The organism is Sandarakinorhabdus sp., from assembly GCF_040398645.1.
Classification (GTDB): domain Bacteria; phylum Pseudomonadota; class Alphaproteobacteria; order Sphingomonadales; family Sphingomonadaceae; genus Sandarakinorhabdus.
The window spans coordinates 33,717-54,335 of record NZ_JBBATR010000008.1 but is presented as its reverse complement, the minus strand read 5'-3'; the positions used below and the strand labels follow the sequence as shown (position 1 = coordinate 54,335).

At 62.1% G+C, this 20,619-nt stretch carries 14 protein-coding genes; 9 read left to right on the top strand and 5 right to left on the bottom strand.

Features of this window, described 5'->3' with window-relative positions:
* Nucleotides 1–7: 7 nt before the first annotated feature.
* Nucleotides 8–1,381, bottom strand: coding sequence for an AAA family ATPase (locus tag ABWP50_RS03460; protein WP_353216593.1), 1,374 nt, complete (start codon nt 1,379–1,381; stop codon nt 8–10).
* A gap of 500 nt (nt 1,382–1,881) precedes the next feature.
* Between ABWP50_RS03460 and ABWP50_RS03455 the strand changes: the two genes are divergently transcribed.
* The 6 genes from ABWP50_RS03455 to epsI all read left to right on the top strand — a co-directional run bounded on the left by ABWP50_RS03455 (nt 1,882) and on the right by epsI (nt 7,945).
* Nucleotides 1,882–3,147: a hypothetical protein gene (locus ABWP50_RS03455; protein WP_353216592.1), complete on the top strand. Its 1,266-nt coding sequence runs from the start codon at nt 1,882–1,884 to the stop codon at nt 3,145–3,147.
* Nucleotides 3,147–3,929, top strand: coding sequence for a polysaccharide biosynthesis/export family protein (locus ABWP50_RS03450; RefSeq protein ID WP_353216591.1), 783 nt, complete (start codon nt 3,147–3,149; stop codon nt 3,927–3,929). The genes ABWP50_RS03455 and ABWP50_RS03450 overlap by 1 nt, the downstream gene beginning before the upstream one ends.
* An 81-nt stretch (nt 3,930–4,010) precedes the next feature.
* Nucleotides 4,011–5,405, top strand: a complete 1,395-nt coding sequence (locus ABWP50_RS03445; RefSeq protein ID WP_353216590.1) for a Wzz/FepE/Etk N-terminal domain-containing protein — start codon at nt 4,011–4,013, stop codon at nt 5,403–5,405.
* Entirely contained in the window at nt 5,402–6,346 is a 945-nt protein-coding gene (locus ABWP50_RS03440; protein WP_353216589.1) for a P-loop NTPase, read from the top strand. The genes ABWP50_RS03445 and ABWP50_RS03440 overlap by 4 nt, the downstream gene beginning before the upstream one ends.
* Nucleotides 6,336–7,250, top strand: coding sequence for an exosortase V (xrtV, locus tag ABWP50_RS03435; RefSeq protein ID WP_353216588.1), 915 nt, complete (start codon nt 6,336–6,338; stop codon nt 7,248–7,250). Before ABWP50_RS03440 ends, xrtV begins: the two co-directional genes overlap by 11 nt.
* A complete protein-coding gene (gene epsI, locus ABWP50_RS03430; RefSeq protein WP_353216587.1) occupies nt 7,247–7,945 on the top strand; it encodes an exosortase-associated protein EpsI, V-type in 699 nt (232 codons plus the stop codon). The genes xrtV and epsI overlap by 4 nt, the downstream gene beginning before the upstream one ends.
* Before the next feature lie 53 nt (nt 7,946–7,998).
* On the opposite strand, the gene ABWP50_RS03425 is transcribed toward epsI, so the two are convergent.
* Nucleotides 7,999–8,256 (bottom strand): XrtV sorting system accessory protein, encoded by a 258-nt coding sequence (locus ABWP50_RS03425; protein ID WP_353216586.1) that lies wholly within the window; start codon nt 8,254–8,256, stop codon nt 7,999–8,001.
* A gap of 227 nt (nt 8,257–8,483) precedes the next feature.
* Between ABWP50_RS03425 and ABWP50_RS03420 the strand changes: the two genes are divergently transcribed.
* From ABWP50_RS03420 to ABWP50_RS03410, 3 genes are all read left to right on the top strand, one after another.
* Complete coding sequence (locus ABWP50_RS03420; RefSeq protein ID WP_353216585.1) at nt 8,484–9,851, top strand: undecaprenyl-phosphate glucose phosphotransferase; 1,368 nt, start codon at nt 8,484–8,486, stop codon at nt 9,849–9,851.
* A gap of 211 nt (nt 9,852–10,062) precedes the next feature.
* A complete protein-coding gene (locus tag ABWP50_RS03415; protein ID WP_353216584.1) occupies nt 10,063–15,573 on the top strand; it encodes an AMP-binding protein in 5,511 nt (1,836 codons plus the stop codon).
* Nucleotides 15,570–19,220, top strand: coding sequence for an SDR family NAD(P)-dependent oxidoreductase (locus tag ABWP50_RS03410; RefSeq protein WP_353216583.1), 3,651 nt, complete (start codon nt 15,570–15,572; stop codon nt 19,218–19,220). Before ABWP50_RS03415 ends, ABWP50_RS03410 begins: the two co-directional genes overlap by 4 nt.
* Nucleotides 19,221–19,239: 19 nt before the next feature.
* On the opposite strand, the gene ABWP50_RS03405 is transcribed toward ABWP50_RS03410, so the two are convergent.
* From ABWP50_RS03405 to ABWP50_RS03395, 3 genes are read right to left on the bottom strand one after another with little or no spacing between them, the layout of a single operon-like run.
* On the bottom strand, nt 19,240–19,968 hold the full coding sequence (locus ABWP50_RS03405; protein WP_353216582.1) for a ParA family protein: 729 nt from the start codon (nt 19,966–19,968) through the stop codon (nt 19,240–19,242).
* Nucleotides 19,968–20,309, bottom strand: a complete 342-nt coding sequence (locus tag ABWP50_RS03400; RefSeq protein ID WP_353216581.1) for a MerR family transcriptional regulator — start codon at nt 20,307–20,309, stop codon at nt 19,968–19,970. The genes ABWP50_RS03405 and ABWP50_RS03400 overlap by 1 nt, the downstream gene beginning before the upstream one ends.
* A gap of 11 nt (nt 20,310–20,320) precedes the next feature.
* Nucleotides 20,321–20,617, bottom strand: a complete 297-nt coding sequence (locus ABWP50_RS03395; RefSeq protein ID WP_353216616.1) for an integration host factor subunit alpha — start codon at nt 20,615–20,617, stop codon at nt 20,321–20,323.
* Nucleotides 20,618–20,619: the final 2 nt, after the last annotated feature.

Here is a 20,619-nt window from a genome sequence, read left to right as displayed (position 1 = left end):
CACAACATCATAGTGATGATGTGTTGCGGACGTCTTTGCTGCCCATCGACGACGAGATCATCAACAGCGCGGCCACGCCGGGATAGCCGAAGCGGAAGTGCGGATCGCCCGGCCCTTCGCGCCGTTCCAGCAGATCGTCATTGTTGACAAACAGCTTCAAGTCCCGCTCGATCGTCAGCGGCGATGTAGAACCACGCAGTTCGGTGTAGACGTCGTCAACCGTGAACCAGCCATCGGCCGAATTGCCGGCGCGCGCCGCTGCCACCAGCAGCGGCCAGTGCGCGGCGGCTTCTTCGCGGGCCAGATTGGCTTGCACGCGGCGCGGCAAGCTGGCCCGCCAATCGTCGATCACGCGCTCGATAGCGTTGCGGGCATCGACGTCGTTCACTACATCACGGTCGGCATTGATGGCGTTCAGCCCGGCCTGGTGGCCAAGCAAGCGCACCAGATAAGGCGATCCCGCCGACATTTCGTAGATCAATTGCAGGGCAGCCTCGCTGAAGCGCAGATCGGCAGCGCGTTCGCCCATGCGCAGCAGGTCACGCACCTCGGTTGCCGACATTGGGCGCATCGGCAGGCCGGTGATGTTGCGGCGGATCGATGGCGCATAGCCGATCAATTCATCAAGGTTGAGCGCGACACCCGTAATGACCAATTGCACCCGCGCGGCGCGGTCAGACAGGTTCTTGATCAGTTCGGCAACTTCGCGGCGGAAATTGGGATCAACCACGCGGTCATATTCATCCAGGATCACCAGAACGCGGGTTCCCACCACGCCGGACAAGATCTCGGCCAGCTCACGCGCGCCAAATTCACCGGGCGGCAGCATCGAATCGAGGTTGGTTGCCTGTTCGGCCAGTGCCGAATTGGGCAGAACCGACGAATGATATATGTGCGGAATATAGGTCAGCACGCTGCGGAACATGTCCGGGAAGTTCGCTGCCGTGCCGCAGCTAGCATAAATCACGTGATAACGTGCCTCACGGGCGGTTTGGGTGAACACATGGACAAGGCTGGTCTTGCCGATGCCGCGCTCCCCGTAGATCACGACGTGGACCCGCTGTTCCTCTATGGCGTTGATCAGCATCGCCATTTGCTCGTGCCGGCCGGCAAACGCTTCGCGGGACACCACCGGCTGCGAAGCGCCCAGGGAATCTCGCAGCGCCAGCCGCCTGCGGGACAGAGCATCGCTGGTATCGGATTCAACGTCGTCGGACGCACTGGCAATGAAGCGCGGCAACATCGAGGCGGGCTCGGCCACATCCGATCGTCGCCAGAGCACGTGGTTGCCCTCGGACAGATCAACGATTTCAGACGCGGTTTCGTCCAGCGCGGCGTTGTTGGCTGCGGCTTCGAAATTTGGCACCGGCGTTGGCTGCATGCCCGCGATGCGAGCCGGGTCCGGCTCGACGGACGAAAGACCGACATCTGCTCCGGCGTCGTTTGCGCCGCTGTCGCTGGTTCCGCTACGAATTTTGCGCTTCCAGATCATTGGCACCTCTGCAGTTGCCCGTGCTTACACGGTTTCTTGGGCTGTTTTTAATGCCCAGCATGGACTTAACGGCCAAGCAACGCAGCCGTTGCTTGGGATGGCAGCTTCTGCCACGAACTCTTGTGCGATGCGAGCGTCAAAACGGGCCGTGCTGCTACAAAACGCCTGAAAATCGAGGCCGGCTGTGTGAGGATGGTTGCCCGTTGCATTGCCGGCGTGTAGCACCGCGCAATCGCAGGGGCTATAATGGCCCAGCTGCTAATTTGTTGCTTACATGTAATGCGAGAGAAGGGGCTGCAATGTCGCAAATAACATGTGCCAGAACGACATTGCGGCCGCCGGTTGGTCCGTTTGCCTTTTGGGCGCTCGTGCTGGCTACATCGGCGCCTGTGGCGGCACAGATCAATCCATATCGCCAGACGAGCTCGCAAGGCGCGACCGATACCGATGATGGCCCTGTCCGTTCATCCATCAATGTGCCTGGCGTGGCTGGATTTTCCGGTCGCGGTCTGCTGGTAACCGGCTCGGTCGGCAGCAGGTACGAAGGCAATTTGACCCGGCAACAGCCAGCAGACGACGGTGTTCGCATCACGCCGCAGGCGCGCGCGGAATACGGGCTGGGAAGCGAGCGGCTCGGCCTGTTCTTATCGGGCAGCTATGGCCGCGACATAATCCGGGGCAACAACATCCTGCGCGGCCGCAATCGCGCCGATGTGTCGGGCGGCGCTGATTTCCAGCTGGCGCGCTGCAGCGGCCAAACTGGTGGGTCCTTTCGCCAGAGCCTCAATCTGCGCAACGACGCGACGCTGTTTGGTTCGTTCCAGCAGCGCACGACCACGATCGGCCTGACAGGGCAATGCCGATTAGGCAGTGCAATTTCGCTAAATGCCGCTGTCAACCGAGTGGATTCCAAGTCTGTCGGTACCGTCGGCCGGGCGCTTGATCTCGCCACATTGACCTATTCGGCCGGTCTTGCCTTCAACAGCAATTTTCTTGGCCGGTTTTCGATTGATGGTACGATAAGCCAGACGGATTTGCCCGGCCGCCAGGTGGTCACGGCCGGCGGCTTGATTGATGATGCACTGACCCAGCGGTCGCTGCGCGCGGGTGTGCAGCGCCAAATCGGTCCGCGGATCACGCTTGGTCTGTATGGATCGTATATCAGCAGCAAGCCTGAAAATGATTCGCCGTTCATCGTGGTGGACAGTCTCGCGCAATTTGTGGATCGGTCGGGTTTTTCTGGCTTTGGTTTTGATGCAACCGTCGATATGAAGTTGTCGAACCGATTGACGCTGGACTTGACAGCTGGTCGCAATGTCAACTCCAACGGTTTTGTTGGGGCTTTGACAACAGTGTCCAACACCTACGCTATCTCAGCCGCAACCCGTGTTGGCCGATACAGTTTGATAGTTGGTGCTCAGTCCCGCTCAAATCGCTTTTTGGGCGGCGTCGTTTCGGAATTTGATCCAGTACCGCGGCAGTCAGACAACAGGCAGACCTACTTTGCCAGGGTTGGCGGCAGGCTCGGTCAGCGCTTGCGATTTGATTTTGAAGTCAATCATGCACGGCGCAAATCCGTGCCCACATTTTTGAGTTTCACGTCCACTGGCGCAGGGCTGACGTTGTCGGCCGTGTTTGGAAGGGGTAGAAGTTGATGAACGTCCTGAAATCGGTAGGTTTGGCGTTTGCGCTGTCTTTGGCGGCTGCTCCCGGCGTTCAGGCGCAAGATGGAGCCTACAAGGGCTATATGATCGGGCCTGATGACACGATCCAGGTGATCGTTTATGGTCAGGGTGAATTCAACGTGACCACGCGAGTCAAATCGGATGGTACCATTGTCATGCCATTGATCGGCATCGTTAAGGCCGACGGGGAAACCAATGTCACGCTGGCGCGCAATATTACCGACAAGCTGGTCTCCGGAGGCTTTTTGAAATCGCCGCTAGTGAATGTCGAAATCGGCGCCTATGTGTCGAGGACCGTGAATGTGGCCGGAAACGTGGGCACATCGGGCATCTATCCGCTTGATCGTCCGTATCATGCACTGGAAGTTTTGCTCAAGGCGGGTTGGGTGCGCGTGGACGCGGCAAGTTTCGTGTATTTTCGCCGACCCGGCCAGCCGGTCCGCACGCTCGAAGTTGAACAGCTGGTGCGCGGCGAGAAGGACAGCGATCCCCTTTTGCAGCCGGGTGATACCTTGTTTGTGCCGCCGGCGGAAACCTTCTTCATCTATGGCGCAGTGGGTGCGGCCGGCATGAAAGCCATGTTGCCGAACATGAGCATCAGGCAGGCAATTGCGCTGGCTGGCGGTGTGACCCAGGCCGGCAATGCCAACAAGGCCGGATTGATCCGCGGCAATGGCAAGGAAATGGACGTTGATCCGTCACAGAAGGTGCAGAACGGCGATATAATCGTCATCAAGGAACGGTTGTTCTGATTGCTTGGGCTGGCCAAGCGCACTCGCGGTGCAGTGGTCGGGCGCCGATTGGACAATGAAGAAAAGGGCTGGCGAAAAGCAATGAGCATCATTCAGCTGCTGCGTATCCTGTTTGCCCGTCGCTGGGTGTTGGCGATTGCCGTGTTCCTGTCGGTTGCAGTGGCAGGCGCAGTCGGCCTGATTCTGCCGCCGCGCTATCCTGCGACGGCGCGTGTGTTGATGGACAATTTCAAGCCCGATCCCGTGACCGGCCAGATAATCAGCGGCAACGGCCTGCGCGTTTTCATCACCACCCAGCTTGAGCTAATCAAGGATTATCGCATTGCCGGCGATGCCGTCGATCGGCTTGGCCTGACCAGCAACGCAGATTTGCTAGCCAACTGGCAATCCGAAACCGGCGGTTATGGCGATTTCCGCCGCTGGCTGGCAGATCGGCTGGTTACCAGCGTGACGGTGAATATCGTGCCCGACAGCAATATCATGGTGCTGACATATGAGGCCAACAATCCCGAAGTGGCGCGCCGCACCGTCAACGCCCTGCGCGATGCCTATATCGAAAACAGTCTGAAATTCCGCACTGATGCTGCCGGGCGGACGGCCGAATGGTACCGCGAACAGGCCGGGCGTGCGCTGCGCGCTGTCGAGGCGGCCGAAGCCGTTCGCACCAAGTTTGAACAGGAAAACGGGATCGTGATGACTGCCGCCGGTGAGGTGGAAACTGTCAAACTTTCGAGCCTGCAAGCTGCGTTGACAGCAGCGCGCAGCAACCAGGGCCTGCAGCAGTTCGAAGCCATGCGCCAGGCGACGGCGTCCACGCTCGTCGACCAGCTCAAGATGCAATTGAGCGGCTTGACCGACCAGATCGGCCAGGCTTCGGAGCGGCTCGGCACCCAGCACCCCACTTATGTGGCATTGGTATCGCGCCGGATCGAGCTGGAGCGCCAGTTGGTCCGCGAAAAGACAAGCGCACGCGCTGCTGGCGCTGCGCAACTGGGCGCGACCAGCGGCGGCATCGCCCAGCTCGAATCCCAATATACCGCGCAGCGCGGCAAGGTGTTTGCGATGAAGGACAAGCTTGACCGGCTAACACAGCTGACCAGCGAAGTGGAATTGCGCCGAGGGCAATATGAACAGGCCGCCAAGCGCACCAGCGAATTGCAGCTTGAATCGAATGTCGCCGATGCCGGCCTGGTCGTGCTGGGTGATGCGACCGTTTCGACCACGCCGGAATTCCCGAAATGGCCACAGATCTTCGGCCTTGCGCTTGGCGCTGGCATGGCGCTGGGCGTCGTGATGTCGATGCTTGTTGAACTGATCAATCGCCGGGTGCGCGGCGGCGAAGACCTCGCTTATGCAGCGCGTGTGCCGGTGTTTGCGGTCATTGCCGATCGGCAGCGGCCGGAATGGCAGCTGGCGATCAAGCGGCTGCTCAATCGGCGCGGCCGCAATGCGCCCGGTTGGCAGCCGGCACAATGAGTGGTGAACCCATGGATGATCTGGACAGCGTAACGTCAGCCAACCCGGCGGCCGAGCCAGCGACCAGCATAGTCTCCGGCGGCAATCAGGCATCGAGCACGCGCTACGATGCGCCGATCCGCGATGTGCTTGTGCGGTTGGGCTACCTGACCGAAGATCAAGCCGCCCGTGTTGCTGGCCACGCCAGCGAGCGTGCGCTTGATTTCGATCAGGCGGCGCTGGAACTTGGCTACGTCACTACCGAAGATCTTGATCGGGCCCGTGAACAGCTGATCACCAGCATGGCGTTGCAGAATGTTTCGCGGCGGCCGGTTTCCGATGAGCTGGTGGTGGTTTCGGATCCGGCATCACTGCGCGCCGAATCCATGCGCATGCTGCGCACCCAGGTGATCGCGCAGCATATCAAGAATGGTCGGCGCGGCCTGGCGGTGGTGGCTGCGGCCGATGGTCATGGTTGTTCTTGGGTCGCGGCCAATCTTGCCGTTGCCATGTCGCAAGTTGGGTACAAGATCCTGCTGGTCGATGCCAACATGCGCGGCCCGCGACAGGATCAGATTTTCGGGCTGGATCCCAATGCGCCCGGCTTGTCGAATTTCCTGTCCTTGCAAGTGGCGCGCCCGGAACGCGTGGTGAACGCCAATGTTCTGCCCGGTCTGGCAGTGATCACCTCTGGCCCGCCAACCAGCCGCCCGCAGGAATTGCTGTCGGGCAACCGTTTCCGTGATGGTGTCAACACGCTGCTGCGCGAATATGATCTGGTGCTGTTCGACACGCCGGCCGCCAACACCAGCGCCGATGCGCTGAACATCGGCGCTGCGGCAGGTTATTCCTTGATCGTTGGCCGCACAAATCATAGTTTTTATAAGGATATCAATACGCTGACCGATCAACTTGCGGCGGCGCGCTGCGCTGTTGTAGGGGCTGTGCTCAATGAATTCTGAAACCGGCCAGCCTTCGGCAGCAGCCACGACAGCCAAGCCGGCCAACCCAGACTTGCGTGCCTTTCTGATTGATCATTGGCCGCTGGCGATTGGCTTGATTGCGCTGGCGTCCCCGACGATTGGCAGCCTGGGGCAAGGGCCGTGGCAGCAGGAGTCCGGGGTGCACGGGGTGATCGTGCTGGTGACTGGCATCTGGTTGATCGTGCGGCGCTGGGCCGATATCGCCGCGCTGCGGTCGCCAGGCTCACCGGTGGTGACAGCCATGCTTCTGGCGGCTGCGCTGCCGCTGTATATTGCTGGGCGAGCCTTTGATTTCATCAGCATCGAAGCGGCTGCGTTGCTGCTGGCCGGGGTGGCCGTGATGCAGCAATATTGGGGCATGGCTGCTGTGCGCCTGCTGTGGTTTCCGATTCTGTATCTTGGCTTTGTGGTGCCGATCCCGGGTTGGCTGTTGGATACGGTCACGCTGCCACTTAAGGTGCTGGTGTCGGAACTGGTGACCGGCACGTTGGCCGAATTCGGATATCCGGTCGGCCGGCTGGGTGTCACGCTGTATATCGCGTCCTACCAGTTGCTGATGGAAGATGCCTGTGCCGGGCTGAATTCGCTCGTCAGCCTATCGGCTATCGGTCTGTTTTATGTGTACCTGATCCGCGGTGCCAATCCGGTGTATTCGCTGTTGCTGCTGGCGATGGTGATACCGATCGCAATCGCGGCCAATTGCGTGCGCGTTGCTGTGCTGGTGCTGATCACCTATTATCTCGGCAATGCCATGGCGCAGGGCTATCTGCACAATTTTGCGGGCATGGTGACCTTTGTGTCCGCCTTGCTGTTCGTGTTTCTGCTAGATTGGCTGATGACGCCGTTGCGCCAGATGCTAGAGCGCAAGAGCGCGGCCGCATGACCTCGCCAAGCCGCCGCGATGTGATTATGGGCGGCGCCCTGCTGGCCGGGGCCGGCGGAGCATTTGCCATGACGCCGCGCGGACGGTTGACGTTGCTGCTGCCTGGCCATGACCTGGAAACAGCCGTGCCCAAGCAGATTGGCGCATGGCGTTATGCGCCAAGTGCGGGCATCGTGCTGCCGCGCGACGAGAACGGGCTGGCTGCCAAGCTTTACGGCCAGCAATTGGCCCGAACCTATTTTTCCGATACGCGGCCGCCCGTGGTGCTAGTGATTGCCTATGGCGAAGTGCAGAGCGATTCGCTGCAATTGCACCGGCCAGAAGTCTGTTATACAGCTGTGGGTTACGCAATTTCAGTCACCGAGCGGGCCGATATCGCGTTGGCGCCCGGTGTAATGGTGCCGGCGCGCCAATTGGTTGCGCGCAATGAACGGCAGGTTGAAACCATCATCTACTGGACGCGAATCGGTGACGATTTGCCAACCAGCGGCAGCGAGCAACGCCTTGTGAAATTGCGGCAGCAGCTTGATGGCTATATTGCCGATGGCATATTGGTGCGGATGTCGTCCCCGCTGGAATCTAGCCCGCAGGTGCGTGAACAGCTTTGTGAATTTGCGCGGGAATTGATCAAGGGCGCCAGCAAGCGCGATCTGCCGGCTCTGCTGGGGCGGCCGTTGGCAGCCGCCGTCTCATGACGGCAATGACTGGCCTGCGCGCGCCGCCGAGGGCAGCCGCCTGCGCGGTAAATTCAGTTGGATTTGAACGGTTCGAGAACCCGCCAGATAAAAGCTGCTGTGCCGATGAACAAGGCGATTGCGCCGACATGCATGATGGTTTCGCCAGATTTCATGGCTTCGTTGCCAACGAAGTTGGTGATGGCGCAGCCGACTGCGGCTACAAGATATTGCCAGAGATGGTCGCGAGGCTTGCCCTGGCTCCGTTGCAGGAACAGCACGATCAACCCTGCGAATGTCATGACAGTCAGCCAGTCGTACGGCGTTTCCATAATCGCAATTCCCTCTTGGCTCCCTCTATAACAAGTTACGGACGTTGCGCCATGGCGTTTGCGCTCAACCGCAAAAACATCGCGTCCGCTTTGCCGGTAATCGGAGCGCTGTAATGAATTCGCAGCAGCCGCTTCTCACTGTGCCACCGGCCAAAACAGCACAGCCGCATGCGGCGGTAGACCGCGGCCCGGGCTTTCCGCTTGGGATTGCCATTTTTCTTGTCCGCTTGTGGGAGTTTCTGGTGGTCGGCGTCGTCGGCCTCGTGCTGTTGGCCTATGGCGGCTTTGATGCCGATGCCAATCTGGTGCTTTATACGCGCGTTACCTTGATTGCTGCCTTGGCATTGGCAGTCATGGCGGAAAGTGTTGGCGCCTATGACATCGAAGCGCAATTTTCGTTGCGGCTGGGCTGGCGCCGGGTGGTGATGGCGTGGGCGATGACGGCTTTGTTCCTGATCACCATGGGCTACCTGCTCAAGACATCGGATGTCGTGTCGCGAGCCTGGGCAATCAGCTGGTTTGCCAGCGGCGGCGGTGCTCTGGTCGTCACCCGGGCCTTTTCGACGATGTGGGTGCGGCGGCTGAAGAACAGCGGTACCTTCAACGAGCGTGTGGCAATTTTTGGGGCCGGTCCGCAAGGTGTGCGCTTTGCCGAATATGTTAAAGCGCACGACCGGTTGACGATCACGTTGGTGGGTGTGTTCGATGATCGCAAGGCCGAACGCTTGCCGGCCGCGATCGCCGATGTGCCGTTGCTTGGCAATCTTTCGACGCTGATCGGCATGATCCGCGAGGGATTGATCGATCAGGTTGTCGTCGCGCTGCCGTGGGCTGCCGAACGTCGTTTGCAGGATGTGGTCAGCCGTCTTGCGCTCACGCCCGTCAAGGTGCGGCTGGCGCCGGATCTGGTAAGTTTCACCTTCTCGCGCCGGCCCGTGGTCATCCTGGGGGATGTGCCTGTGATGACCTTGTTCGAACGGCCGATTTCCGGGCTGTCGGCGGTGTCGAAGGATATCGAGGACAAGGTGTTGTGCTGCATCATCCTGCTGCTGATTTGGCCGGTGCTGCTGGCCGTTGCCGTGGCGGTGCGGCTCGACTCGTCCGGCCCGATCCTGTTTCGGCAGCCACGCGAAGGCTTCAACAACAAGACCTTCAATTGCTTCAAATTTCGATCGATGCATCATAACCGACTGGAATATAACAATATCACCCAGGCAGGGCGTGAAGATCCGCGGGTGACGCGGGTCGGGCGCTTCATTCGCCGCACCAGCCTTGATGAACTGCCGCAATTGTTCAACGTGATGATGGGGGACATGTCTCTGGTCGGCCCGCGCCCGCATGCCCCATCAACGCGGGCTGGCGGCAGGCTGTTTTCGGAAGTGGTGCAAAGCTACGCCGCCCGCCACAAGGTGAAGCCCGGCATTACTGGATGGGCGCAGGTGTGCGGCTGGCGCGGCGAGACCGACACCGAAGAAAAGCTCGTGAAGCGTTTCGAGCATGACCTGCACTATATTGAAAACTGGTCGCTCGGTCTGGATCTTTATATCCTACTCCGCACGGTTGGTGCCGTGCTGCTGCCGCGCAATGCTTTTTGATGCCCCGGGTTGCAGGGCGGCCGGCCAGGTGGGCGCCCGGCACGACGCGATTGGACAATGTGTCGCAGTTTCCATTAATTTCACTTCGGCACTTGGCGCAGACATAATCTTTCCCTAATCGCCGCTCATATCAAAGTTTCCTGTCCGCTTGGCGATGATATCTGGTCAAATTCTGGCCGTCGTCCGGCGGCCGGCCAAAGGCAGACGCACCATGCATGATCCCGCCGCCCCGTTCCGTCCGCCCGTGCCGGCGCCGCATCACAATCCGGTGCGAACCCGCGCCGATTGGAATGCGATGCGGGCTGCGACGTTGGCCGATCCTGGCGCGTTTCATGGCGACATTGCCGCGCGCAACCTGCATTGGTTGATCGATGTTGGCGGCCGCCCGGCGTGGCTCAGCTGCAATGATGCCGGCCTATGGACAGGCTGGGACGCGGCTACGGCAGCGCCGGTCACGGCCGATCTGGCAGCGGATTTCGCACCGTGGGACCGGGCCTTCAATGCCGACGATGCGCCCAATTTCCGTTGGTTCGAAGGCGGCCGCACCAATGCTGCCTTCAACGAGCTTGATCGTCATGTGCTGGCTGGCCACGGTGCCGAAGCCGCCTTGATCTTCGAAGGTGATCGCTGGGATCTGGCAGCCGACAATGGCCGCGGCGCCCCGGTTGATTGCGTGACCATTTCGCGCCGGCAATTGCTGCTGGAAACCGCCAAGTGCGCCATCGCCCTGCAGCGCCTCGGCCTCAAGGCCGGAGACCGGATCGCGCTGAACATGCCGAACATTCCGGCGCAGCTTTATTGGACCGAGGCGGCCAAGCGCATCGGGGTGATTTACACCCCGGTGTTTGGCGGTTTTTCAGACAAGACATTGTCCGATCGTATCCACGATGCCGGCGCGCGTATCGTCATCACTGCTGATGGCGGCTACCGCAACGCCCAGGTGGTGCCCTTCAAGACCGCCTATACCGATCCGGCGCTGGACAATTATGTGCCGGTGACAGTCGCGCTGCGGCTGCTGCGCGAGCGGCTTGACGGCGATGATCTGGGATTGCCTGCCGAGACGCGCGGCGCCATGGCCGGCATTGTCACCACGGCGCTGAAGGGCGAAGTCACGGTTGAACGCGGCGATGTGATGCGCGGGCTGGGCCGGGCGCTGGCTGAACTGGGCAAGGCGGGCCTGGTGGATGCGGCAGGATCGGCGCGCATCCGTATTGCCATTGCAGAAGCCCTGGTGGCGACGCCGCCGCGTGTCGAAGCTGTGATCGTCGCCAGCCATGTGCCGGTGCCCGATATCGTCTGGCGGGACCGCGACGTGTGGGGCCATGATCTGACCAATGCTGCACTGGCCGAGATGTTGTCAGCTGCTGGCTTGGCTGACGAAGCGGCGCTACACGCGCTGGATGATCAGGCGTTTGTGGCCGCGATCTGGGCCTCATCAACGCCGGTGCCGGTTGACGCGGAATTTCCGCTGTTTTTCATCTACACCTCAGGTTCTACTGGCAAGCCCAAGGGCGTTGTGCATGTGCATGGCGGCTATGCCGGCGGCATCATGGAAACCATGAAGGTGGCGTTTGATGCGCGGCCGGGCGACACGATTTTCGTGGTGGCCGATCCCGGCTGGATCACCGGCCAAAGCTACATGATTGCCGCGGCGCTGCTCAGCCGCGTGACGACGGTGCTCGCCGAAGGATCGCCGGTGTTCCCGCACGCGGGGCGGTTTGCGGCGATGATCGAACGCTACGGCGTCACCATCTTCAAGGCTGGCGTGACCTTCCTGAAAGCGGTGATGACCGATCCGCAGAATTTGATCGATATCAAGGCCTATGATCTTTCGAAATTGCGCGTGGCCACCTTCTGCGCCGAGCCTTGTTCGCCGCCGGTACAAGCTTTCGGGATGGAGCATATCGCACCGCAATATATCAACAGCTATTGGGCCACCGAACATGGTGGCATCGCCTGGACGCATTTCTATGGCAATGGCGATTTTCCGCTGGCCGCCGATGCCCGCACCTTCCCGCTGCCATGGATCGTTGGAGATGTGTGGGTAGAGGACGCTGAAGGCGACCGCAATGCATCTGTGCTGCTGACCCGGGATGGCAGCGACGGCGTGACCTGGCGCAGGGCCGGCCGCGGTGAAAAGGGTGAGATCATCATCGCGGCGCCCTATCCCTATCTGGCGCGCACCGTGTGGGGCGATGCCGATAATTTCGAGGTGGAAGACGGCAAGGTGGTTGGCGGCTGGGCCGGTGATGCCGGCCGCTGGCGCGATGGTTACTGGGGCCGCTGGCAGGGTGTGTGGGCCTATACCCAGGGCGATTTTGCCGTTGCTGGCGATGATGGCGGCTTTTCGCTGCACGGCCGATCGGATGATGTGATCAACGTGTCCGGCCACCGCATGGGCACCGAGGAGATCGAAGGCGCCATCCTGCGGGACAAGGCGCTCAATCCTGACAGCCCAGTTGGCAATGTGCTGGTGGTGGGCGCGCCGCACCGTGAAAAGGGCCTGACACCGCTGGCATTCATCACGCCAGCGCCTGGCCAGATCATCACCCGCGATGATGAACGCCGCTTGTCCGATCTGGTCCGCAGCGAAAAGGGCGCCGTGGCGGTGCCCGGCGATTTCCTGATCGTGTCGCAGTTTCCCGAAACCCGTAGCGGCAAATATATGCGCCGTATGGTGCGCGCGCTCGTTGAAGGCGCGCCGCTGGGCGATGTCACCACGCTGAAAAATCCGGAAAGCCTTGACGAGTTGCGCCGAGTGGTTGCCGCCTGGGAACGCAAGCAGCGCCTGTCAGCCGATCAAGATATCTTCGATCGTTACCGTTACTTCCGCATTCAATACAACTTCGTGGCGCCGGGCAAGAGGGTTGCCACGGTGTTCATCACCAATCCGCCGGTCAACGCGCTGAACGAACGCGCCATTGATGAGCTGGTGATCGTGGTTGAGCACCTGTCGCGCCGCGATGATGTCGCGGCCGTAGTGTTCACCGGGGATGGCACCGCCAGCTTTGTGGCCGGGGCCGATATTCGCCAGTTCCTCGATGAAATCCACACCGTCGAGGAAGCCCGCGTGCTGCCGGCCAACGCCCAACTGGCGTTCGGCAAGATCGAGCAGATGGGCAAGCCGTGCATCGCGGCCATCCAGGGCGTGGCACTGGGCGGCGGCATGGAATTTGCGCTGGCCTGCCATTACCGCGTTGCCGAGGCGCACGCCCGCTTTGGCCAGCCGGAAATCCGCCTGCGCTTGCTGCCCGGCTATGGCGGCACCCAGCGCCTGCCGCGCTTGCTCAGCGACCGCCGCGGCCACGAAGGCTTGCTGGATGCGCTCGATCTGATTTTGGGTGGGCGCAGTGTCGATGCGGCTGCAGCGTTGACCATGGGCGCCATCGATGCCGTGGCCGACGGGGTCAGCGATGCGCTCAGCCTGGCCCACGCCGCCGTGCGCGATTTCGTGCGGCTGGGCGATCACAGCCATCTCGGCCGGGCATGGGCGGAACGGCGCAAAGCCGCCAATTCAGCTTGGCAGCATCCCGGCCATGTCGATCTGGATGACGCGCTGGCCGATCCGTTTGTGCAGCGCATCTTGCGGCAACTGGAATGGGCCGGCCGCGGTAAGGCCGGCAGCCGCGCCATCGCGGCCATTCGCACTGGTTGGCATCAGGGTATGGCCGCCGGCCTGGCCCGCGAAGCTGAGGAGTTCGCGCAGGCCGTGGTCGATCCCGATGGCGGCAAGACCGGCATCCGCCTGTTCATGGACAAGAAGGCGCCGCCGCTGCCGGTGCGGCGCAATGGCGTGCACATCGCGGCGGAATTTGCTGCCCGCGCAGCGCATCTGGAGGCCGTTGGCGATCTGCTTCCGGTTGGCGCGCCGTTTTTCCCGGGCATCACGCCGATCCCCGGCCACCAATATGGCTTTGGAATCGCCCGCGATCCCGATACCGGCGCGCCGCAGTTCGGCCCGCCCGCCAGCCACGAAAAGCCGCTCATCGTCGCCACGCCGCAACCGGAGCCCAACGAGGCACTGGTCTATCTGCTCACGTCGGAAGTGAACTTCAATGATATCTGGGCGCTGACGGGCATTCCGGTGTCGCCGTTCGACAATCATGAAGAAGATGTGCAGTTGACGGGTTCTGGCGGCCTCGCGCTGGTGGCAGCGCTGGGCAGCGAAGTGCGCGGCCAGGGCCGTTTGAAGGTTGGCGATCTGGTGGCGGTCTATTCCGGTACATCCGATCTGCTGTCGCCGGCTGCCGGGCGCGATCCGATGTATGCGGATTTCTCCATCCAGGGCTATGAAACCAAATCGGGCAGCCATGCCCAGTTCCTGACCGTGCAGGCGCCGCAACTGCACGGTGTGCCTGGCGATCTGACGCTGGAACAGGCCGGAAGCTATATTCTCAATCTCGGTACGATCTGGCGCTGCCTGTTCACCACGCTGGAAATCATTGGCGGCAAGACAATCTTTATCGAAGGATCGGCGACCGGCACCGGCCTTGATGCGCTGAAATCGGCCAGAGCGAGTGGCCTGCTGGTAACCGGACTGGTCTCAAGCCCGGCGCGCGCCGCCTTTGTGAAATCCAAGGGCGCTGTTGGCGCGCTGGACCGCACCGATGCGCGCTTTGCCAGCCTGTTCACCGCCGTGCCTGATGGCAGCAAAGCCGATTGGGCGGCATGGGAGCAGGCCGGCGGGGCGCTGGTCGCCGAATACAAGGCGATCAACGGCGGCAAGCTGGCAGATTATGCCGTCAGCCATGCTGGCGAAACCGCCTTTGCACGCTCGTTCCAGTTGCTTGGCGATGGCGGTGTCCTGGCCTTTTATGGTGCATCGTCGGGCTATCACCTCAGCTTCATGGGTAAGCGAGGCGGCTGCGATCCGGTCACCATGCTGGCGAGGGCCGGCGCGCGCGGCGGCGAAGCGGTGCTGATTTTCTATGGACCGGGCACCACGGCGCTGGCCGATGCCACCGGCCTGGAAATGATCGAGGCCACCCGTGCGCTGGGTTGCCGCATCGTCGTGGTCACCAGCACTGATGGCCAGCGTGAATTCATCCTGTCGCTGGGCTTTGAAGATGCCGTGGCCGGGGTGGTGAGCCTGGAAGGCATCAAGCGGCGGGAGGGCGCCAATTTCGATTGGCCCGACACCATGCCGCGCCTCCCGGTGGCCCGCGACAATATCGAAACCTTCCGCGAAGCGGTGCGGCTGTTCCAGGACAAGACGCTGAAGCCCTTTGGCAACGCCGTGGGCAAGCTGCTGCGTTCGCCGGACAATCCGCGCGGCAATCCTGATATCGTGCTGGAACGCGCCGGGCAGGACACGCTGGGCGTGACCACGGCGCTGGTTAAGCCCTTCACTGGCCGCGTGGTCTATTGCGAGGACATGGCCGGCCAGCGCTACAATTTCTACGCGCCGCAGGTGTGGACGCGCCAGCGCCGCATCGTCATGCCGATGGCCGAAATTCGCGGCACTCACCTCTGCAACGCTTATGAAGTGACGCGCATGAACGACATGATCGCAGCCAGCATCCTGGACGTGACCGAGCCGACAGTGGTGCCATGGGAGGGCCTGCCCGAAGCGCACCAATCGATGTGGGACAATCGTCACACCGGCGCGACCTATATCGTCAATCACGCGCTGCCGGCGATGGGCCTGCGCGGCAAGGATGAGCTCTACGAGGCGTGGGCGTCTTTGGGGACATCAGGTCAAGCCGAAGGGCAGGGGGAATGAACACAGTGGCCAAATCAATGCATGTCGATGCCGCCGCGCAAGGCGATCGTCCCGGCCGGCTGGCAGGCAAGGTGGCGCTGATCACCGGTGCTGCCGGCAATCTGGGCGGCAGCATCGTGCGCCGCTATCTGGCCGAAGGCGCAACGGTGGTGATGTCCGGCCGGGATGCGTCGCGCACCAGCGCGGCGATGGCAGCGGCGCTTGCCGATAGCGGCGTGCCAGAAGGCCAGGCCAGCATCGTCACCATGGACGGCGCCGATATCGAATCGGTGCGCGCCGGCATCGCCGAGGTCGTTGCCCGCCATGGCCGTATCGATGTGCTGGTCAACAATGCCGGATCGGCGGGGCCAAAGCAGGTGCTGGGCGATCTGCCGCTGCTGCGCGAGGAGCTTGATGGCACCCCGGACAGCGAAACCGTGGGCGATGCGGCCCGCAATATCATGGTGGTGGCGTGGAACATGGTGCGCGCCGCGGCGCCGTCGATGGGGCAGGGCGGTAGCATCATCAACGTCTCGACGATTTTTTCGCGCACCGATTATTTCGGCCGCGCGGCCTATACGGTGCCCAAGGCGGCGCTGAATCTTCTCTCCAAGGGCCTGGCGCGCGAGCTTGGTGCGCACGGCATCCGAGTCAACCAGTTGTATCCCGGCCCGATCGCGTCCGAACGCATCCGCACGGTGTTTGCCGCCATGGACAAGTTGAAAGGCGATGCGGACGGCAGCACGGCCAATCACTTCTTTGATTTGATGGCACTGGAACGCAGCGTCGATGGCGAACCCAAGGCCAAGACCTTTCCGACGCCGGCGGATATTGCCAATGCCTGCGTGTTTCTGGGCAGCGACGAATCAGCGGCGTTTGCGGCGCATGATTTTGAAGTGACGCACGGCATGGCGGTTCCGCTAGAATCGCGCAGCGAATTTCTGCATCGGCCGGACATGCGCTCGGTGGACGGTGATGGCCAAGGCATCTTGATCAGCGCTGGCAACCAACTGGACGATGCGCTGGCCATGGCCGGCATCTTTGCCGCGCAGGGCGCGCGCGTGCTCATTGGTTTTCATGCTCAGGCTGCGCTGGATGATGCTGCTGACCGCCTTCCAGACGGCGTGACCGCAGTGCAGTTTCCGCGCCATGATCACAGCGAAATGGATGCGGCCCTTGACGCGTTTACCGCTGCCAGCGGCGCCATCGCCGGCGTGGTGGTGCTGCCCACGCGCAGCAACGGCTATTTCACCGGTCCATTGGCGCAGGCTAGCGACGCGGCTGTCGAACGTTTTGTCGATGATGAACTGGAAGGCGCCATTGCGGTGGCGCGCACGCTGGATCGCTATTGGCAGCAGCGCTGCGATCTTGCCAGTGATCCGCGCGTGCTGTTCATCGGCAATGGCGATGATGGGGCGGGGAATATCTGGGCCGATGTTGGCCGCGCGGCCATCGAAGAACTGCTGCGGGTCTGGCGCGATGAGGCCGGGGTGGCCCATGCGCAGGGCAAGTCCTCGCGCACAGTGTGGGGCAACCAGATCGTGCGCCACATCAACAGCGAAGCCGAGAATTTGTCATTTGCCGCCGGCCACGCCGCAAGGTTGCTGCTTGGCGAACGCAAGGTCGAACCGATCAATCTTTATTTGCCCGCCAGCATTGCCAAAGCCACTGGCGCCCGCCGTGCGCTGATCGGCACGGCTGAAAACATCACGGGGCTCCATTTGGGCAAGGTCGCGCTGATCACCGGCGGTTCGGCCGGCATCGGCGGGGCGCTGGCCCGGCTGCTGGCATTGGCCGGGGCCAAGGTGATGATCGTCGCCCGCCGCGCCTCCGAACTGGATGCAGCGCGCGAACGCATTGTTGGCGAATTGCAGGATATCGGCTTCGCCGGCGTGGAGCGCCGGGTGCGCACGCTGGCTGGCATCGATGTTGCCAACATGGCATCGCTGCAACATGCCGTAGATGAAACCGTGCGGTCCTTTGGCCGCATCGATTATCTGATCAACAACGCGGGCGTGTCGGGGGCCGAGGAAATGGCTGTCGATATGAGCGTGGATGCATTCCGCGGCACGCAATTTGCCAATCTCATCTCCAATTACGCCTTGATGCACATGGTGGTGCCGATGATGCGCCAGCAGGGTTCAGGTTATATCCTGAACGTATCGAGCTATTTTGGCGGCGAGAAGTATCTGGCGGTGTCTTACCCCAACCGCAGTGATTATGCCGTGTCCAAATCCGGGCAGCGCGCCATGGTCGAATCGATGGCCCGCCACTTGGGCCCGCAGATCCAGATCAATGCGATTGCGCCTGGCCCGGTGGATGGTGACCGGCTGGCGGGATTGGGCGGCAAGCCCGGCTTGTTCGAACGGCGCGGACGGCTGATCCTTGAAAACAAGCGCTTGAATGCCGTGCATGCTGCTGTGATCAAGGCTGTGCGCGCTGGTGGATCGGTGGCGCAAATCCTGGCGCGGCTGGCCCGCAACGATTCGGTGCAATTGAGCCACGACAAATCCAATCCGCAGCCGCTGCGCGATCTCGCGCTGGCCTGCGCCCGCGAAGGCGATGAAAGCTGCTGCTGGGACCGGTTCATCCTCACCCCGGTGCTGGCTGCCAAGCTGCTGAAGCGGCTGCGGCTGGGCGGCTGGCTGATCGGCACCGATTGGCAGACGCGTGATGAAGCCGATTGGCTGGTGCGGGTGCCGCCCGATGATCTGCCGTGGTTGCCGGTTGCGCAGATCGGGCGCGAAGCCGCCAAGGTGCGCGGCGGGGTGCTGTCGCAGCTGCATCTCGGCAAGATGCCGACCGAAACCGAAGTGGCACAGGCCACGGTGTTTTTCTTGGCCGATCGCGCCGTGTCCGGCGAAACCTTCATGCCGTCGGGCGGTCTCAACGTCGAACGATCGGCCACCGAACGCGAATTGTTCGGCAGTCCCAAGGCCGAACGCCTGGTGCAGATGGGCGGCAAAACCGTGTGGCTGGTTGGCGAACACCTGGCCGATTATCTGGGCGCGGCGGCGCAGGGCTTCCTGGATTGTGATGTGGCCCGCGTGGTGCTGATCACCGCAACGGCTGCTGCCGGAGAAGCGATCAAGGCGCACATCGGCAGCGGCAGCGACCGCGTGAACACACTGGTGATCGACGGCGATATCGAAACCACGATGGATGCGGCGCTGGCCAGCTGGGGCCACCCCACCACCATCGTTTCCACACCGCTCAAACCGCTGCCGGATCAATTGTTCGATGCTGATCGGCCGCTGGACGGTGATGGCTTTGCTGATGTGGTCGAAACCAACCTGACGCATCACTTCCGCATCGCCCGCAAGGTGTCGCTGTTCGATGATTGCCAGTTGGTGTTGGTGTCGCCGGATGTGCCGATGGGCGCCGGCGCCAAGGGGGCCTTTGCACTGGCAAATTTCGTCAAGACGACGCTGCATGCCTTCACCGCGACGATTGCCGTGGAAAATGAACGGCTTGTCCACGAAGTGGCCGTGAACCAGATCAACCTGACCCGGCGGGTGCGATCAGAAGAGCCCAAGAACGCCGCCGAGCATGACGAGGAAGTGCGCCGCTTCGCCCGCGCCGTGCTGCTGGCCGGCGCGCCGCTGCCCGATGCCGAAGACAGCCGGTACCGCAGCCGCATCTATCGCGGCATGTCGCTTACGGTGTGAGTTAAAGAGTGGCGGCGGCTCAACGGGTGAGCTGCCGCTCCACATCCGCCCACAGGGCAGCAATGGCGCGGGCCGCCGGCGTGCTTGGCCCGGCCAGCAACGGGCGGCGGCTGGCGGCCATCGCTTCGATGGCGCTGGCATAGGGAATCACCGGCCAATCCGGCTGCGCGGCCATCGCTGTCTTGTGCAGCGTCTTGCGGCGATCGGCGAGGCTGTACACCGGCAGCAGGGGCGGCGGGGCCTTCATTTCAGCCGCCAGATGCTCCTGCAATTGGGCAAAGGCGCGGGTGGACAGCGGCGTCGGGATCACCGGCACCATGATCAGATCAGCGGCCCGAAACATCTGATCAGCCAGTTCGGTGAGGCCCGGCGGGCAATCCAGGATGATGCGGTCATAACGGTCTTCCAGCGGTTTCAGCGCCTTGCGCAGCCATTTTTCGCTGTCTTGCCCGGCCAGATCAGCTTCGAGCCGGCGCAGCGAGCGATCCGCCGGCAGCACATCCAGATTGTCATAGGCGGTGGGCTGGATCAGATCATCAAGGCCGCCGCCGCCGAGCCGTTTGCGGGCCTTGGCACCGCCGCGCGGCTCGATTTGCAGCAGCCAAGTGGCAGCGCCCTGCGGATCAAGATCGATGAGCAGCGTGCGCCGTCCCGACAAAGTGGCAGCAGCATGCGCAAGATTGACCGCCAGCGCGGTCTTGCCAACCCCGCCCTTGGCACTGAACAACGCAAGACATCGCATCGGCATCAGGCTGCCAAGGCGCAAGCTAGCCGGTTGCGGATGGCCAATAACGCGCCGCGGTCTATTGGCACCAGCGTGGCAGCCTGCGTTGCGTCAGGGGTGCTGGCCTTGCTGGCAATGATCATTTGCGCGCCGCGAATCGTCATCCCTTGATCTTGCAGCAAGGCCTTGATCTGGCGCAGCAATGCCATGTCGGCCTGGCGATAGTAGCGCCGCCCGCCGGCGCGCTTCATCGGCTGCAACTGGGCAAAGCGCGTTTCCCAAAAGCGCAGCACATGCGCCGGCAAGCCGATATCATCGGCTGCTTCGGAAATGGTGCGAAACGCCGTTTCGGATTTTTCGGCCATGGCAGGTGCGATCAATCCTGGTTGATGGCTTCGCGCAGCAACTGGCTGGGCCGGAAGGTCAACACGGTGCGCGGTTCGATTGGCACTTCCACGCCGGTTTTGGGGTTGCGGCCGACGCGCAGGCCCTTTTCGCGCAACACGAAACTGCCAAAGCTGGAGATTTTGACATTCTGGCCGGCAACCAACGAAACGCTGACCTGTTCCAGCACCTGTTCGACCAGATCGGCCGATTCGGTGCGTGACAGGCCGATTTCTCGGTGCACTGAATCCGCCAGATCGGCTCTGGTCACGCTGCCTGCCGCAGTAATGC

What these genes read in the sequence shown, in the direction of transcription:
- ABWP50_RS03460 (WP_353216593.1), bottom strand. Translation starts at nt 1,381, where the DNA reads ATGCAGCCAACGCCGGTGCCAAATTTCGAAGCCGCAGCCAACAACGCC.
- ABWP50_RS03450 (WP_353216591.1), top strand. Translation starts at nt 3,147, where the DNA reads ATGAACGTCCTGAAATCGGTAGGTTTGGCGTTTGCGCTGTCTTTGGCG.
- ABWP50_RS03445 (WP_353216590.1), top strand. Translation starts at nt 4,011, where the DNA reads ATGAGCATCATTCAGCTGCTGCGTATCCTGTTTGCCCGTCGCTGGGTG.
- ABWP50_RS03440 (WP_353216589.1), top strand. Translation starts at nt 5,402, where the DNA reads ATGAGTGGTGAACCCATGGATGATCTGGACAGCGTAACGTCAGCCAAC.
- xrtV (WP_353216588.1), top strand. Translation starts at nt 6,336, where the DNA reads ATGAATTCTGAAACCGGCCAGCCTTCGGCAGCAGCCACGACAGCCAAG.
- epsI (WP_353216587.1), top strand. Translation starts at nt 7,247, where the DNA reads ATGACCTCGCCAAGCCGCCGCGATGTGATTATGGGCGGCGCCCTGCTG.
- ABWP50_RS03425 (WP_353216586.1), bottom strand. Translation starts at nt 8,256, where the DNA reads ATGGAAACGCCGTACGACTGGCTGACTGTCATGACATTCGCAGGGTTG.
- ABWP50_RS03415 (WP_353216584.1), top strand. Translation starts at nt 10,063, where the DNA reads ATGCATGATCCCGCCGCCCCGTTCCGTCCGCCCGTGCCGGCGCCGCAT.
- ABWP50_RS03410 (WP_353216583.1), top strand. Translation starts at nt 15,570, where the DNA reads ATGAACACAGTGGCCAAATCAATGCATGTCGATGCCGCCGCGCAAGGC.
- ABWP50_RS03405 (WP_353216582.1), bottom strand. Translation starts at nt 19,968, where the DNA reads ATGCCGATGCGATGTCTTGCGTTGTTCAGTGCCAAGGGCGGGGTTGGC.
- ABWP50_RS03400 (WP_353216581.1), bottom strand. Translation starts at nt 20,309, where the DNA reads ATGGCCGAAAAATCCGAAACGGCGTTTCGCACCATTTCCGAAGCAGCC.